This is a genomic window from Companilactobacillus insicii (assembly GCF_003946015.1).
Classification (GTDB): domain Bacteria; phylum Bacillota; class Bacilli; order Lactobacillales; family Lactobacillaceae; genus Companilactobacillus; species Companilactobacillus insicii.
In genome coordinates this window covers 19,081-34,460 of the sequence record NZ_RHNU01000019.1, presented here as the reverse complement: position 1 = coordinate 34,460, position 15,380 = coordinate 19,081, and the positions used below count along the sequence as shown (strand labels likewise).

The following is a 15,380-nucleotide window of genomic DNA, read 5'->3' as shown; positions in this document are numbered from 1 at the left end:
TTTAATTAGCTGAACCATAATGTGTTCAAAAATCCTGAGAAAATTAGGAAACTGAAGCAAACTACGTTGAAAGTTATGAAGATTGCTAGAGCCTTAGTAAATTTGTTGCTTGGAATTTGTTGACGATGTTTCTTCTTGTATCTAAGCCATGCATCATTCGTAATCATTGCACATGCATGGAAAATACCATAAACAATGTAGTACCATGTAACACCATGCCAGAATCCCATGATTAGGAATAGTGCCACATAACCGATGTTAGCCATTGTAATTCTGCTCTTGATTAACTTCTTCTTCATCATCATAAAGATTAGACGCATGTAGATGAAGTCTCTAAACCAGAATGACAATGTAATGTGCCATCTGTTCCAGAAATCCTTAATGTTGACTGACTTGAAGGGTTGCTTGAAGTTCATCGGTGTTTCTACACCCATGAAATTACTGATTGCAACCGCAAAGAGTGAATACCCTGCGAAGTCAAAGAACAAATACATACTATAAGTGTACATGTAGGCAACTAATGCCCAGGAAATTCCTAGTGGTGCTTGATCTCCGTATGACAAGGCTAGTATAGATACTTTAGGTAATAGCAATGTCCCAAAGAAATATCCCAAAATGAACTTATAAACTAATCCCAACATCAATCTGTTAGTACCGGTATGTAATAATTCCAAATACTTTTCACGACTCGGTACCTTTAATACATCTTTTTGAAAACGGCGGAAACGGTCGATTGGTCCAGATGAAATAGTTGGGAAGAATAGTAGGAACCTTACGAACTCAGTTGGTTTGATTTCTTTGATCGTACCATCTCTAAGTTCCATGATAATTTCTACTGCTTTGAAAGTTAAATAACTTATTCCCATGAATGCAAATAGTGAAATCGTAGCATTCTTTAATATTGGATCTAGTTTTACGAAGACCAGTGGAACAATCGCCAGAACTACCGCTGAACTGAATACCCAAAAGTTATTGTGATTCTTTCGATAATGCTTGTATGCAAAGACAACAATCATTTCAAACAAAATATAGAATATTAACGAAATACCTTGCCTTGCATCACCTCCGAAGAAGGTAATGGCTAAAATAACAACAGTTGCAAAGAAATCATAAATTCTGAAACGTTTGCCGTATAGTAAACCAATGATAATTGGAAGAAGAAGTGCTAATAGATAGATGAAATAATGCGGTGAGCTGTATGGTGTAATGTTATGCATTAATCTCGCCTATTAGTGCCTTTCTATCAATCTTTCCATTTTTACTAATCGGCAGTTGTTCTACAAACTTCAAAACGTTAGGAATCATGTAATCCATTGTTGTTGTCTTTAATTCATTCTTGATTTCAGAATTCAATTCAAGCTCATCAACTGTCTTGAATTTATCCTCTAGAACAATATTTGCAATCATCTTACTTACTTGTTTCTTATTGTTGTATAGAGGAACTGTACAAGATTGCTTTACCTGATCCAAATTGCCAAGCATAGAATCCACTTCTTCTAATTCGATACGATATCCATGCATTTTAATTTGAAAATCAGTTCTACCTTTATAAAATAGTAATCCATCAGGTGCTTCGCTAACCATATCACCAGTGTGATAGAAGGTTTCATCATTAATAACTTCGAAGGCTTTTTCAGTTTGAACAGGATTGTTTAGATAACCTTTAGAAACATCTGGTCCACTTACTAGTAATTCTCCAGTTAAGTAACCATCGTCACCCTTTTCAAAATTATAAATAATGTGATTCATATTGGATTTAAGATATCCAATTGGTAATCGATCATATTTTGATAGGACTTCGTGGTCAATCAAGATTGAGGTAATTGCTACTGTGTTTTCAGTAGGCCCATATGTGTTGTAAAGTTTAGCTTTTGGAAACTTCTTCAACAACTTAGTTGCGGTAGCATGAGTTAACTCTTCACCACAGAAGATAAACTTCTTCAACTTTGGCATATTCACACTATCAAATCCTCTGAACAACATGCACATTTCAAAGAATGAAGGTGTTGAGATCCAAGTGTCAAAGTTAGATTCTGTAATAGCGTTTTGAAGTTTTCCAAAGTTCCTAGTTGTTTCTTTGTCGACAACTGTTAATGTGGCTCCATTAGTTAGTCCCGGATAAATATCAAAGACTGATAGGTCAAATGAAAATGGTGCTTGTAGCATTAAGTTAGTTTCATTTGAATAATCAAACTCACTATCGACCCAGTTAACGAAGTCTAACAAGTTATTAGTCGTAATTTGTACTCCCTTAGGAGTTCCTGTAGTTCCAGAGGTGAAGATAATATAAAAGTCATCATCTGGACCGATGCTCTTATTTGCATCGTAAATATCATTTTCTGAATTCATTGCTTCAATCAATTCAGCTTGAGAGATAACTGGTGTTTCAATTCCAAAATTCTCTACGTTACTCCAGTTAAGTACCAATGATGGTTGTGCAACTGAATTGATTTGTATAATACGTTGTGGATCTGATCCATCGTCAACCGGAATGTATGGATGTCCAGCTTTAATAGCTCCCAGGAACATCACTAGCATTTCAAATTGTTGACCACCGTAAATTACAATTGGACTCTTTTCAGGTAAGAACTTGTCTTGCAAGAAATTAGCAATTCGATCAGATTTTTGTCCCAAATCACGGTAAGTTTCTGTTACCGAACCATTTTGATAACAAATTTTATCAGGTGTTTGGTTAATAATATCTGTAATTCTTTCAATAATTGAATTCATGACTATTCCCTTCTCTCGTTCTCAATTTAAAAGTCGTTATAGATAAACTTGACGCTACCTACACCGTTGTAACCATATATGTATAAAAGAACTAAAAAGATTGCGAAAAAGGCGATGGTCTTAATTACAAACATACTGACTGGTTTTCTTAAAAATATAAGTAAATTCTTCATCATAATTTATACCTCTCCGTTTATTCCGCTGCGCAAGGCCTATATAACCATTCAAATATATAGGGTGTCAAACAAAAAAATTAATAGATTTTATGAATTACTTTTTTATCTATATAACTTTTATAAGTATTATAATAATTGTTGTTTAAACATGTGTAGCTGTTTTCGTAAAAATATTTTGTTGTTTTTGACCAAAACATACTGTCACAGTCGATTTATACGTTATATGTTTAAACAACTATCAGTAAAAAAAGAATAATCTCATGATAATAATTCAAAATATCCTTTTATTTAAAAATCACAGTTACTCGTTACCGAAATAAATAACCAATTTCCCCTCTTAAAAAACAAAACATTCTCAATTTATATATAAAAATAAGAATAACTAGATATTTTTCTTTCCATTAATACTGAAAAATAATTTAGCCAAAATGTAATCTGTACCTAAATAACGGTAATATTTTGATACGTTGTCTATAATAGTTTTCTATTTTCTGAAAGTCGTCTGCTTCTTCTTACAACTAACTTACAAATTTGTAAGGTTGCCATTATAGCAACCTTTGAAAACTCCAGTTTTCTACTTTTTGCTTGCCAAATCTCAATTTAATATGTTCTGAAACAGAAAAACCATTCTTTTCATAAAATTGACAGTTAGGCACAGTATTAGTCATCAGTGTCATCCTTCTGACATTTTTCTTCCTTAATAATGGAAACAAATATTCTTGAAGCATTTCTGTTCCTAATTTTCTACCTTGATACTTGGGAGAAATAGCTAAAATACCTAAATACCATGTAGGAACATCTGATGACTCTAGACTTTTACTTTCAGCACGGTTCATTTCCTGCAAGTAACTCCACAATCTGCACTTAAAAAAGTATGGCAATAATTTGAGCACACCGGCTTTAATAAAATCCCAATTAGTTATCTTCCTATCATCTAATGATTCCAGCAATGCCACTGACACTATTTCATCGTTAAGTATTCCAACATATCCGTGACTGTTTCTCAAATCTACAGCTAGCTCAATCGTCAATATTAGTTTCAGAAACTTTCGATACTCAGTATCATTTTTGAATCTCTTTCTTAGGACATCCCAATATAGTGGATAGTCAAAGAACGCATTAGTTTCTAATTCAGCAATCTCATCCAAGTCTCCAATTGTTGCTTCGCGGTAATCAATCATTTGATTTCTCCTTATAATTTAAATTACGTAATTTTTTTGAAATTGTATCAAAAATAGGATTGCCAAACGGCAATCCTATTTATTTTGTATCTGGAAAGAACTTTGATAATTCATAGTTCATATGAAGTAGTTCCAACGAATGTTCATTTTGAAGTCTGTCTAATTTCACTTGGTTATCGTCAACCTTTAATAACTCACGAATATCCTGAAATGACTGTGCAACCTCGAAGTAGTATTGATATCTCAATGACGAAAGTTGAATATTAACTTTTTGTCGACTCCAAATAGGTGCTTCAGAAGATCCCGTGAATAAATTATTTAAGAAGTCGTAGTCAAAATCAGACCAATCTCTTATTTTGTATTCATTAACTAACGATTTAATATCCGCAATATTATCAAACACTGCTGCGAAATTGAGCAACCAATTCATCTTTTGTGTAAAAGCATTTTTTTGTGACAAAGCAGCCACCAAATAGAGCGTACGTAAGTACTTAGCATCTTTGAATTTAAATTTTTTATCTAAATCATCAATCAGGAAAAATGCATTTTGCAAATAGTAGCTTTTATTTTTTTGCTTGTTAATAAAGTTTTCCAACAAGTCTTGTGTATAAATAGTAATTACACCCGTATTGAATAACTTATCCACAGGCATTTCTTCCCCAACTAAAGCTGCGAGCTGTGCCTCTTTATCATCCTGCAATTTCTTTTGAGCCGGTTTATCATCATCACTCCACGGTAAACACAATTGATTGTTTTTTAAAATCGAATAATACGTTATCTCTGTCATTTCCCTACCCACCTTACTTCTATTGTAACCAAAAAAGCCGCCGAATAAACGACGACTTTTTCTACCAACTAGCTTTTTTTACACCAGGGATCTGACCAGCATGAGCCAACTTGCGGAAGTTCAATCTGGACATTTGGAACTTACTCATATAACCATGTGGACGACCATCGATCAAATCACGAGAATGTAGTCTCGTAGCCGATGAATCCCTTGGTAATTTGCTAAGTTCTTCATAATTTCCGGCTGCCTTCAATTCCTTACGCAATGAAGCGTAACGTTCAACAGTTCTTTGCAGTCTTTTTTCACGTTCAATCTTTGCTTTACGTGCCATAAATCTAATACCTAACCTTTTCCTATTTTGTTGTACTTATATAGGAAGTCAATACTAGTATTTTTCGAATCGCCTTATACATTAACAAATTAATATATGCATATCAAATTATTTGATTTCATACCTCAAAACTGTTTTAAGTCTTTCAGGTTCAACTCTTCTTGCATCTGATAGATAGATTTCACGATGAATCTTGGACTTACGTTCTCGGCCAATTTCAGAAGCAAAACTATCCATTATTTCAAAACTGGCTGGTTCATCATCGTATTTTCCAATATGCAATATTTCAATTGCATCATAAGCTGGACGCGTGATTATTTCTAAATCTTCCATTAAAGGTTGGTACTTCTTTTGTTTGACCTCAGTAATCGCTGCATTGATGATATCATCTGGAACAAAGTCAGGAATTCGTATCATGATATCATACTCGAATTCATTCTTATCCAAATGATCGAGTTTACGCCCATTCTCGGTCAAAGACCAGACACCTTCCAACGGAAAAACAACGTAATCGTCAAATTCCACATCGTTCAAATTTTGACAATACTTTTTATACTTACTCTTTATTCCATAAGAAATAGGATATAAAACACTTATTCTATCCTTAAACTGAAGTCCATTGGGATCTCCTATTCCGTACAACGAAACAAAACGTTGCTCTGGAACTGAAACTTTGACAGCTTTTTGCTTGGGTAAATACAATTCTTTTTCTCGTTTACGCCATTCATATTTCATTTTGCCCACCTCAGGTATTCATCTTTGACAATATCATACTAAAATTACGTATATTTTTCATTTATTCCAGATTTCATAAGAATTTTTTACAAAAGTTGATGTAAATAAAGACACTTTTTGTGATTCGTGATACTATTAAGTTAATTAATAGGACGTCGGGGGATATATCATGATATTATCAAAAGTTATAAATAGTATAATTATCAGTTTAAGTGCCTTCTTCTTATATTCTCCTGTTGCACAGGCCGCAACTACCGACGCATCATCATTAGACAATTCTAATAATGTCGCTATAACTACCGATAATTCTGCTAACAATGATACTTCCGACACAAAGACTTCAAATGTCAGCGTCAAAGTCATCACAGGTTTATTAACACTCGACGCCGTTCCAAACTTCAACTTTGGTAATGGAGCTTCTGGAACTACATTGAACTTAAAAGATAATTCTGACGATGGTGATATTATCGTTGATGGTAATTCTCAAGGTATCCTACAAGTAACAGAATCTCGTAAAAATGCCGACGGACAGACACCTGGTTTTAACTTGTCTGCACGTTTAAATAGCTTCACTTCAAATGGTCAAAAAATAAATGGTTTCTCAATGACACTTAATCCTGAGGAACTGTATGATGCTGACGGAGATAATGTAAGTACAACATCAAACAAAATTACCACAAATAAAGCTAGATTGACTGCTGGTAGTAATCAAGAAACTAACGTTATGAATTTGGCAGCCGGATCATACAAAGCCGGTACAATCACTACAAGTTTTACTACTTCAGATTCAGCTAGTCTCTATGTTCCTAAGAATGCTGATACATCATCAAAACCAGCTAAAAAATACTCCAGTTCAATTGTTTGGACATTAACTCCAACACCTTCAGTAAACTAAAAAAATCTTCCTTAATCAGGAAGATTTTTTTTGTCTATAATTTCGAAAGTATCACTTATACCCATGCTATCGTACAACCGTTGATTAATTTCTTTTTCCACTTCATCTAAGCTGGCATTCACATTTTCGACTTTTTGTTTAACATTATTAAACTTTTGAATTGATTCTTTTTGTTTTTCCACAGGTATAATTGGAATTCTTAAATTTCCGATATTTTCCAAGCCCAGTTTATTTAACTGAAATTTCCCAACCGGACTGTGGATAAATTCTATTAACCAGTCCTTACTAATATTCTTAGACGTAACATCAATGTATATTGATTTTCTGTCAATTACCAAATCAGTTTCCGGTTTACTATCATCATCTATATAAACTTTAGCAACATCTGATAGTCGATAAGTATTACCATCCTCCAGTTGACTATAATCTATCTGAATAGATAAATTATCTTGTAAAGCAAACGTATATTTTTGAACATAACGGCTCGGTATAAGAGAATTATTACTTTCTTTAATTTCATCCAAAGGAACATTCCTAACAAACCCAGAATATTCTTTGCTATTGTTAACAGATTTAACTATTCTATCAATCTTTTGTTTATCTAACTTCAACTTTAATTCATCAAAAATCGTAGGTGAATTAATCATTCTGATATACTGATTAGTTTTACGTTTGTTTTTTCGAACTATCAAAACAATATTCTGATGATAGTTTACTTTTCTTGGCAATTGAATGACTGTATCGATCCATTCGTTTCTAATGTATTCTTCCTTTACTATGTTTTTCATCTCTAATTTTTTCTCAGATACCCCAAAGACTCCGAGTCCATTCGCTTTAACTTGTGACATATTACTATCAATATCTTTAAAAACATCGTCATTCTCTTCCCTTTTAAGGAAATACTTTAAAGTCATCATTTCAGTAGCTGGATTATCTACATCGGTCTTTAATATTTCTTCAATATCTGGATTCAAAAGATCATTATCAATTATTGATAGTGCCTTATCATACTCTTTTCTATTAGGGACGAACTCATCATGATACAAATTAACATTCTTGGCATTCATACAATACGCAAATATCAAAACAAAATCATAGCGAAGTGTTGCTTCAAAGCCGTCAATCCTCTGTTCATGATTGTAATTCAAAATATGCTTAATCACAGATCCATATTGGAAATTGCTATCCAGTATGACATCACTCGATTTTACGTTGGCTAGAATATATATCAAATAAGACATGGGAAGACTCTTGATATCATCATTCAATAGTCCATAAACTTTTTTGAAATATTCCTCATCCGAAATATTTTCGAGACTATCACAAATATCTTTCACCTTTTGAATATCAATAATTTTAGGAACGTTATCAGTAAACTCAAAGCCTAATTTTTTTGCTTTTTCGTTAAACATGGGAACCAATTTTTCGGGTTCAGCCTCAAGTCTTGGTAACATTTCAGATCTATTATTGTGAATCACAAATATTATCATTGCCCAATAATAACTATATTTCCAACCCATTTCGTTTCCCCACTACTTATATCTTAGATTTAAAAAACTTACTCATACCCATTTCACTATACAGCTCAATTTTTGATCTATTCAGTTCCTCTGTTAAATTCTGACGTGTTTCATTTATAGCACTCATACTTTTAGTATACGAATTAACCATTTCTCTTTGAGACTCAATCGATATTAAAGGAACTCTAAGCTCATTAAAAGAGTCACCATTCTTATACTCCCACATTACCAAAGGTGTTCTTAAATATTGAGCCAACCAAAAACTGTCAAATCTCTCATCTATCAATCGAATAAGTACACCATTAAAACCTGTATTCAAATAATTATGAGATACATAAGATACTGCCCCATTTCCAAAGCCACCATTAATAAGAATATCCTTTTCCTTAATAAATCTTTTTTTATCAAGCTTTCTATCCAAGAAATTAACCCAAGAGTAGTCACTCAAATGGAAAATTCCATCATTAACATTTCTAACAATTCGACCTTCGGTCATGGAGTTTTTAGATGTAGTGTCGAACCAATTATTCGATACATCTGCAATATCGCCTAGCTTGACACTTTTCATTCCATCTAACTTATTTTGATAAACTCTCACTGTCATATCGCCAGGAATATCATACGTACTATCTTTTAGGTAATCTGCGGGAAGCAAATTAAAATCATTCGCGATTATTTCGTCCAAAGTGACATTACGAACAAACTTTGAATAATTGTTTTCCTTATTAATTGCATCAATTATTCTTTTTTCCATAGTTGCGATTTCACTATTATTTTTGTTTGACCAATTCATATCAGACGCATTGAACATTCGCACTTTTTTGAGGTTTCTTTTCTTAGACTTATCCAAAACAAGAATAATCGTATCATAGTTGCGAAGAGTCCAATTAAGTTGAACAACTGCCGTAATCCAATCGTTCTCAACCATTTTTCTCTTAATTGAACTTTCCTCTTGAAATTCTCCTGTTGTTAAAGCAAAAAAAGCTTGTCCATCAGATTTAACTTGGTTCATTCCAAGTTCAATATACTCATAACCACTGTGAAGATCGAGTACACTACCCGGAGAGAACATTTCCGGACTGTAATCGTTCAAATTATCTAGATATAAATTCCTCTGTAAATCAGGATTCAAAAACCTTGGAAGTATTGATACAACTTTGTCGCACTCAAAATTCTTATTGATAGATATTCTCTCATGCAGCAGATGCATATTAGTCGCACCTTTGAAGTAAGTAATTAATAGTACAAAATCAAACAGAATAGTTTCATCATATCCAAATATCGTTTGATTTTTATTCTCATCTAGAATACTTTGAATCAAATCTCCATAAGTGAACTCAACATCTAAAACAGAATCGTCGACTTGTATATTTGCAATTTTCATTAGTAGATCTTTTGCAATTTTTTCATTGGATTTTGGGAAGAAGCTCAAAATAGTTTGTATATCTTCATCCGGACTCTGGTAAGCAAACTTATCACATAATTCTCTAACCATCTCCAAATCTATAGTCTTTAGAATATTATCAGAAAATTTTAAATTTTCTTTATTTGCCTTTTTAGTGAATAATGAGGATAACTCACTCGGATGAGATTTTAAATAATTTACAACGTTCAGTCTGTCATCATGTGTAACAAAAAGAAACATCATCGTATGATATTCTTCTTTTGCTTCAGATCTGTTACTATCCATAATTTAGCCCCCATCACCAATATTTGGTCATTTTCCCGGATGAAAATAATTATTTTTATGCTTTTTCCACAACTAAATGAATTATATCCCAAATCTTGAAAGAAAGATTTATGAATTTAGAAATATTTACGTGCATCTTTTTTGATACTATTTTAGTAGATAATATTGCCATGGTTATTAAAACAGTAAAGGGGGAAAACGAATGAGATCATACAAAAGCTTAATTACCAAGTCATTACTTATTGCCAGTATAATCTTCGGTGCATTAGTCACAACTGCTTCCCCCGTAAAGGCAGCTACTGTAAGCAACGCTCTAACTGTTGATACCAGTGCGGTTTCCGACGATACTACACAAACAACAGAAGTTGGTCCAGCTACATCAAACGTAACCGTCCAAATCCTATCAGGTATCTTGACACTTGAAGCTGTCCCAGATTTCAGCTTCGGTTCATTGTTGATTGGTTCATCATCACAATTACAATCTAATGACGTTGATACAACTGGTATGTCAACAGATACACCATCTGGACAAGATGGCACTCCTGCAGGCGCACTTAAGATGATCGATTCACGTGAGACAAAAGATGGCGATCCTGAAGGCACTGGTCCTGGATTTTCATTAACAGCCTCAATGGGAGACCTAGTATCATACAGTGGTGACAGTAAACTTATGGGTATCTTGACACTCAACTCAATTCCTTTAGTTGACCAAAACAAAGAGAATGTTTCTAATTCAACTGCAACTGATCTTAAGACTCAGAAGCAATCACTTGTAAGTGAAGGCGATGCTCAACAATTAATCAATCTTCAATCAGGTACATACCGTACAGGTGTTATTCAGGCCTTATACAATACACCTGATTCAGCAAGTCTAGAAGTTCCTAATCAAGAGAACACTGCTCCAGACAAATCAGTCACAAAATACAACTCAGTCGTAACATGGACATTGAACGCTTCACCAGTTGTTAAATAGATTACTTTTTAAAAAAAGACCGACGAGAAATCGTCGGTCTTTTCCTGTTTAAACAGATATCACTACCATATTTTTATCAAAGGTTATACAATAGAGTAAATAATAGAAATATTTTTATTATTTTTTTGTTTCAAATAACAAATTAATGATATTTCTAATCAACTCTATTGGGGGAATAAATTATGGCAGATTCATTAAACATTCTTGCTCCCGTATCCGGAAGCATTATGGAACTTTCATCCGTAAATGATCCTGTCTTCTCTCAAAAAATGATGGGTGAAGGATTCGGTATCGAACCAACTAGTGGAGAAATACGGGCTCCAGTTTCTGGAACTGTAACTTTTATTGCCGAAACAAAACATGCATTCGGAATCACTACTGATGATGGCGCCGAAATACTTATCCACATGGGGATAGATACCGTTGCCCTCGATGGTGAACCCTTCAACATAAATACTGTTACTGACGATAAGGTCAAGTCCGGACAAATAATCGGAACTATGAATTTGCAAAAAATTACCGATGCTGGCAAAGAAACCACGGTAATAGTCGCCATCACTAATTCCAAGGACTACCTGGAGAATATAGAGCTAAAAACAGGCACAATCTCAGCCGGTATAACTGCTGCTACGGTGATTCCCAAAACCTCAAATGACTTAAAAGCTGACAATTCTGTTGATAAATATCAACAGCTAGCTGTGGAAATCATCAAAAATGTTGGTGGACGGGAAAATATTAACTCACTTATCCACTGTATAACTAGATTACGATTTTACCTAAAAAATGACAAAATACCCGATGATAAAGCCATTCAAAATCTCGATGGCATTATAAATGTCGCTCGTGCATCGGGACAATATCAAGTGGTCATTGGTAACAAAGTAACCGAAGTCTACAATGCAATCATTGACGAATTGGGACCTTCATTTCAAAATCAAACTTCAACTGAAAAAAGCACCGAAAAGAAGACTATCATTGAACAGATTCGACACGGATTTAGCGTCTTCATAGGTGTCTTGACCGGATCAATGATTCCTATAATCGGACTACTAGGTGGTTCAGGAATTTTGAAAGGAATTCTAGGCGCACTTACAGGCTATGGCATTTTAGACAAGGCCAGCGGAACATATTTGTTATTCAGCTCTATCGCTGATTCTCTATATTACTTCTTGCCCATCATTCTAGGTTTCACGGCCGCAAAAAGATTAGGCTCTAACCCCATCACCATCGCGGTGGTAGGTAGCGTTCTAACTTACCCGTCATTAATTGCTGCCAGAAGTGATTCCATACAACTGACAGTGTTTCGAATTCCAGCACACATCATGAGCTATAGTTCTTCAGTATTTCCAATCATATTCGCAGCTTGGGTCGGAAGCTTCTTAGAAAAGTGGCTCAAAAAAATCATTCCATCGGTAATTAGATCTATCTTCTTACCCATCATTGAAGTGATTCTCCTAAGCCTACTAATATACGTCGGTGTAGGTCCAATAATGCTATCGCTCAGCCAATTCTTATCACACGGAATTGAGTCAATATACTTCGTTAATCCAGCATTGACCGGAATATTGGTTTCGGGATTATATCAAGTAGCGGTGGTCTTCGGATTACATTGGGTAGTTATTCCAATTGTGGTTAACGATTTAGCTATCAATGGACACAGTTACTTGAATGCTATGATTTCTGTAACAATGGTGGCACAAGGTGCAGCCGCTATGGCAGTCGCATTAAAAACTAAAGACAAAAAATACCGTGATTTGTCTTGGGCAGCAACGATTTCAGCCTTTTGTGGCGTTACTGAACCAGCAATCTACGGTATTACGATTAGATATAAACGGATATTTTTATTATCAAATATTGGTAGTGCCATCGGAGGATTCCTGACCGGATTCTTCAAAGTTGATGCTTATGCATTATCAGGATCACTAATTGGATTCCCGGCCTTCATAAATCCTAGTGTAGGAGTTACTTCCAACCTGCTAGGATATGTGGTTGCCCACATCACAACCTTAGTAATTACATTCGCTATGGTAATGATATGGGGGTACAAATCTGAAGATGAAATCAACCCAGTCATAAACTAGAATGATTTGAAATCAACCATGGAGAAATGATTCGGAACATATCTCGTCTGGGTGTGCTCAAACAATCTACCTGTATCGGTATAAACAAACTTGGTTAATGCACCAACGCAGTTCATATCGCCAACATCAAGTACTTGAAGATCACGCTTTGTAGCAGATTCAACCGTGGTAGTCGAACGCTCAGCCGCAATCTTGAATAGAGAGTTTTCGCGAATATACTCATAAATAGAGTTTTCAGCGTCCTCACGATTCATATCACCAAGTAAATTCTTGCGGAAATAACTGTTATCAACAGCCAGTGCCTTTCCATCAAATAATCTTAGTCTTTCAATATAATAGGCAATGTCGCCGGAATTAAATGAAGTGAGTTTTTCAAGTTCTTCATCAATCTCTACTTCTTCAAAAGTTAATACATCAGTAGCTAGGCGTTGAATAAACTTATTCTGAGGGAAATTTCTTAGCGCTTCAAATCCCTCTTTATTCTCAGCTTGAAAAATAACGCGGTCGTCCCTAATCGGTTCTAAAACAACGACTCCACGTCCTTTTACAGCATAAACAAGCCCATCGCTTTGTAATTCTTTAAGAGCACGTCGAACAGTATTTCTAGTAACGTCGAAACGTGATGCTAGTTCCTCTTCACCTGGTAAAGTATTACGTGGTTGGTAGACTTGCTTATTGATTTCCTGCTTTAATGTATCATAAATGTCGGAATATAATTTTTTTGGCATTGGACCTTCTCCTCAATAAACAAATTGTGTGGTATATGTTTAAACACTTATTGCTAAAAGTGTTTAAACAAGTATTTTACATTAAAATTATACCATATGATTCTGTGTTATAGCATAACTTATATAAAATAATAATAAATATATTATTACATACTGAACTCATGGAGTGGTGACTAATTATGACAATCATCAATACTTGGACAAAAGAATTCTCATATTTTCCCAATATCAAACACATTAATCATGGCAAAAGCCAGTTAATTACTATTTATCAACCACTGGCTACTGACAAGATTCGAATGTTGATAAATAATGAATATGGCAAAATCCCCTTAGAAATAAAGAGCTTAAAAATAGTCGATAATAATAACCATTATGAACTAACTATGAATAATCGTAGTAGTTTCAGTGTAGCCGCGAAACAAAAATTGTGGAGTGACTGGTTACCGATTCAACTTCTAGGTAATTCCAAATTCAATGTTGAAATACAATCCTATAACCATTCTATTCATACACTAGGTTCCACTGTTTCAACAGAACTCGTCGGCTCTGATAATTATATCGATGGCGACAACCACTTTATTTATGGTATATCTGCAGTTCAATCCAACGTAGATGAGCTAGTAAATAAAATTGCATTCTTTGGCGACTCCTTAACCAATCAGGGCAGGTTTAGCTCCCCTCTGGCCAAACAGTTAGCAAAAGAAAACACCGTAACCGCAAATTACGGTATTTCAGGTAACAGATTACTTCGTAAAGGCAATAGCTCCTCCAAATGGTCCAGTAGTTTCGGGCCGGCTGGTGTCGATCGTTTTGAAAAAATGATTAAAGAATTCGAGCCCAATACTGTCATCTTACTTGAAGGCACTAACGACTTACTCTTGCCCGGAACTGGAACACCTACTTCAGAATTACCAACCTATGAAGCTATGGTTGATGGCTATAATAAAATTATTAAATATTGCAGTGATAACAGTATTGAGCTGATATGTTTAACTATACCACCATTTCAGGGAACCATTATAGACGGCCACGATGCTTGGAGTTCAGAAAAAGAAGCATTGCGTACCAAAATAAATGATTTCATCTTAAGTTTAACCAATACTATCGACTTGGCAACCTTTGTTTGTGATGATTCGCAAAAAAAAATAGCTAAAGAATTCGATTGTGGTGATCACGCTCACTTCTCAGATGAAGGCGGCAAATCAATTGCACAATTTGTAAATAATAGCTTGAACGGTGAATACATAAATTATTAGAATTAAGTTAAATTTATTATTCATTTAAACTAAAAAGAGTGTCTAGAACAGGTAAAAATATTCTAGACACTCTTTTTTTGTGTTGTCAATATCTTATAAATGAAGAACCATAAAATGGCGTTTGTCTATAGAGCATGATATATACAAGGAGTATATACTTAACTATTGGCTACATGCCAAGCCCAGCTTGCTTTAGAAAGGCTTTTATCAATATTTTTATAGTCTTATTATTTGGACATTTTAGTAATGAAAAATGACAAAAGATATAAAATATTCCATTTTAATTAAATTATT

General features: G+C 34.3%; 14 protein-coding genes. 4 read left to right on the top strand and 10 right to left on the bottom strand.

What is annotated here, in order from left to right; translation table 11 throughout:
- Positions 1-5: 5 nt before the first annotated feature.
- The 7 genes from dltB to EKM79_RS07340 all read right to left on the bottom strand — a co-directional run bounded on the left by dltB (position 6) and on the right by EKM79_RS07340 (position 5,940).
- Positions 6-1,217 carry a D-alanyl-lipoteichoic acid biosynthesis protein DltB gene (gene dltB / locus EKM79_RS07370; RefSeq protein WP_125567420.1) on the bottom strand — a complete coding sequence of 404 codons (1,212 nt, stop codon included), beginning with the start codon at positions 1,215-1,217 and terminating at the stop codon, positions 6-8.
- Positions 1,210-2,730: a D-alanine--poly(phosphoribitol) ligase subunit DltA gene (gene dltA, locus EKM79_RS07365; protein ID WP_125567418.1), complete on the bottom strand. Its 1,521-nt coding sequence runs from the start codon at positions 2,728-2,730 to the stop codon at positions 1,210-1,212. Before dltA ends, dltB begins: the two co-directional genes overlap by 8 nt.
- A gap of 26 nt (positions 2,731-2,756) precedes the next feature.
- Positions 2,757-2,906 (bottom strand): teichoic acid D-Ala incorporation-associated protein DltX, encoded by a 150-nt coding sequence (locus EKM79_RS07360; protein ID WP_125567416.1) that lies wholly within the window; start codon positions 2,904-2,906, stop codon positions 2,757-2,759.
- A gap of 545 nt (positions 2,907-3,451) precedes the next feature.
- The gene (locus EKM79_RS07355; RefSeq protein ID WP_125567414.1) at positions 3,452-4,087 is read right to left on the bottom strand and encodes a GNAT family N-acetyltransferase; all 636 of its coding nucleotides are present in this window, start codon (positions 4,085-4,087) and stop codon (positions 3,452-3,454) included.
- Between the two features lie 79 nt (positions 4,088-4,166).
- Complete coding sequence (locus tag EKM79_RS07350; RefSeq protein ID WP_125567412.1) at positions 4,167-4,874, bottom strand: hypothetical protein; 708 nt, start codon at positions 4,872-4,874, stop codon at positions 4,167-4,169.
- A gap of 61 nt (positions 4,875-4,935) precedes the next feature.
- Entirely contained in the window at positions 4,936-5,205 is a 270-nt protein-coding gene (gene rpsN, locus EKM79_RS07345; RefSeq protein ID WP_125567410.1) for a 30S ribosomal protein S14, read from the bottom strand.
- Between the two features lie 108 nt (positions 5,206-5,313).
- On the bottom strand, positions 5,314-5,940 hold the full coding sequence (locus EKM79_RS07340; RefSeq protein WP_125567408.1) for a GyrI-like domain-containing protein: 627 nt from the start codon (positions 5,938-5,940) through the stop codon (positions 5,314-5,316).
- A gap of 169 nt (positions 5,941-6,109) precedes the next feature.
- Here EKM79_RS07340 and EKM79_RS07335 point away from each other — a divergent pair, with 169 nt between their 5' ends.
- Entirely contained in the window at positions 6,110-6,835 is a 726-nt protein-coding gene (locus tag EKM79_RS07335) for a WxL domain-containing protein (protein WP_125567405.1), read from the top strand.
- 11 nt (positions 6,836-6,846) lie between these two features.
- Here EKM79_RS07335 and EKM79_RS07330 read toward each other — a convergent pair whose 3' ends face one another.
- Both EKM79_RS07330 and EKM79_RS07325 read right to left on the bottom strand, forming a co-directional pair.
- The gene (locus tag EKM79_RS07330) at positions 6,847-8,355 is read right to left on the bottom strand and encodes an N-6 DNA methylase (RefSeq protein ID WP_125567403.1); all 1,509 of its coding nucleotides are present in this window, start codon (positions 8,353-8,355) and stop codon (positions 6,847-6,849) included.
- A 16-nt stretch (positions 8,356-8,371) separates the two neighbouring features.
- Positions 8,372-10,045, bottom strand: coding sequence for an N-6 DNA methylase (locus EKM79_RS07325; RefSeq protein WP_125567400.1), 1,674 nt, complete (start codon positions 10,043-10,045; stop codon positions 8,372-8,374).
- Positions 10,046-10,247: 202 nt separating this feature from the next.
- Here EKM79_RS07325 and EKM79_RS07320 point away from each other — a divergent pair, with 202 nt between their 5' ends.
- Positions 10,248-11,018 carry a WxL domain-containing protein gene (locus EKM79_RS07320; protein WP_125567398.1) on the top strand — a complete coding sequence of 257 codons (771 nt, stop codon included), beginning with the start codon at positions 10,248-10,250 and terminating at the stop codon, positions 11,016-11,018.
- A gap of 182 nt (positions 11,019-11,200) precedes the next feature.
- Positions 11,201-13,099 carry a PTS sugar transporter subunit IIABC gene (locus EKM79_RS07315; protein ID WP_125567396.1) on the top strand — a complete coding sequence of 633 codons (1,899 nt, stop codon included), beginning with the start codon at positions 11,201-11,203 and terminating at the stop codon, positions 13,097-13,099.
- Here EKM79_RS07315 and EKM79_RS07310 read toward each other — a convergent pair.
- The gene (locus tag EKM79_RS07310; protein ID WP_125567394.1) at positions 13,096-13,827 is read right to left on the bottom strand and encodes a GntR family transcriptional regulator; all 732 of its coding nucleotides are present in this window, start codon (positions 13,825-13,827) and stop codon (positions 13,096-13,098) included. The two genes, EKM79_RS07315 and EKM79_RS07310, sit on opposite strands and share 4 nt — an antisense overlap.
- Before the next feature lie 179 nt (positions 13,828-14,006).
- Here EKM79_RS07310 and EKM79_RS07305 point away from each other — a divergent pair, with 179 nt between their 5' ends.
- Positions 14,007-15,086 (top strand): GDSL-type esterase/lipase family protein, encoded by a 1,080-nt coding sequence (locus EKM79_RS07305; RefSeq protein WP_125567392.1) that lies wholly within the window; start codon positions 14,007-14,009, stop codon positions 15,084-15,086.
- Positions 15,087-15,380 lie beyond the last annotated feature (294 nt).

Coding starts and splice junctions, on each gene's coding strand:
- dltB (WP_125567420.1), bottom strand. CDS start 1,217: ATGCATAACATTACACCATACAGCTCACCGCATTATTTCATCTATCTA.
- dltA (WP_125567418.1), bottom strand. CDS start 2,730: ATGAATTCAATTATTGAAAGAATTACAGATATTATTAACCAAACACCT.
- EKM79_RS07360 (WP_125567416.1), bottom strand. CDS start 2,906: ATGATGAAGAATTTACTTATATTTTTAAGAAAACCAGTCAGTATGTTT.
- EKM79_RS07355 (WP_125567414.1), bottom strand. CDS start 4,087: ATGATTGATTACCGCGAAGCAACAATTGGAGACTTGGATGAGATTGCT.
- EKM79_RS07350 (WP_125567412.1), bottom strand. CDS start 4,874: ATGACAGAGATAACGTATTATTCGATTTTAAAAAACAATCAATTGTGT.
- rpsN (WP_125567410.1), bottom strand. CDS start 5,205: ATGGCACGTAAAGCAAAGATTGAACGTGAAAAAAGACTGCAAAGAACT.
- EKM79_RS07340 (WP_125567408.1), bottom strand. CDS start 5,940: ATGAAATATGAATGGCGTAAACGAGAAAAAGAATTGTATTTACCCAAG.
- EKM79_RS07335 (WP_125567405.1), top strand. CDS start 6,110: ATGATATTATCAAAAGTTATAAATAGTATAATTATCAGTTTAAGTGCC.
- EKM79_RS07330 (WP_125567403.1), bottom strand. CDS start 8,355: ATGGGTTGGAAATATAGTTATTATTGGGCAATGATAATATTTGTGATT.
- EKM79_RS07325 (WP_125567400.1), bottom strand. CDS start 10,045: ATGGATAGTAACAGATCTGAAGCAAAAGAAGAATATCATACGATGATG.
- EKM79_RS07320 (WP_125567398.1), top strand. CDS start 10,248: ATGAGATCATACAAAAGCTTAATTACCAAGTCATTACTTATTGCCAGT.
- EKM79_RS07315 (WP_125567396.1), top strand. CDS start 11,201: ATGGCAGATTCATTAAACATTCTTGCTCCCGTATCCGGAAGCATTATG.
- EKM79_RS07310 (WP_125567394.1), bottom strand. CDS start 13,827: ATGCCAAAAAAATTATATTCCGACATTTATGATACATTAAAGCAGGAA.
- EKM79_RS07305 (WP_125567392.1), top strand. CDS start 14,007: ATGACAATCATCAATACTTGGACAAAAGAATTCTCATATTTTCCCAAT.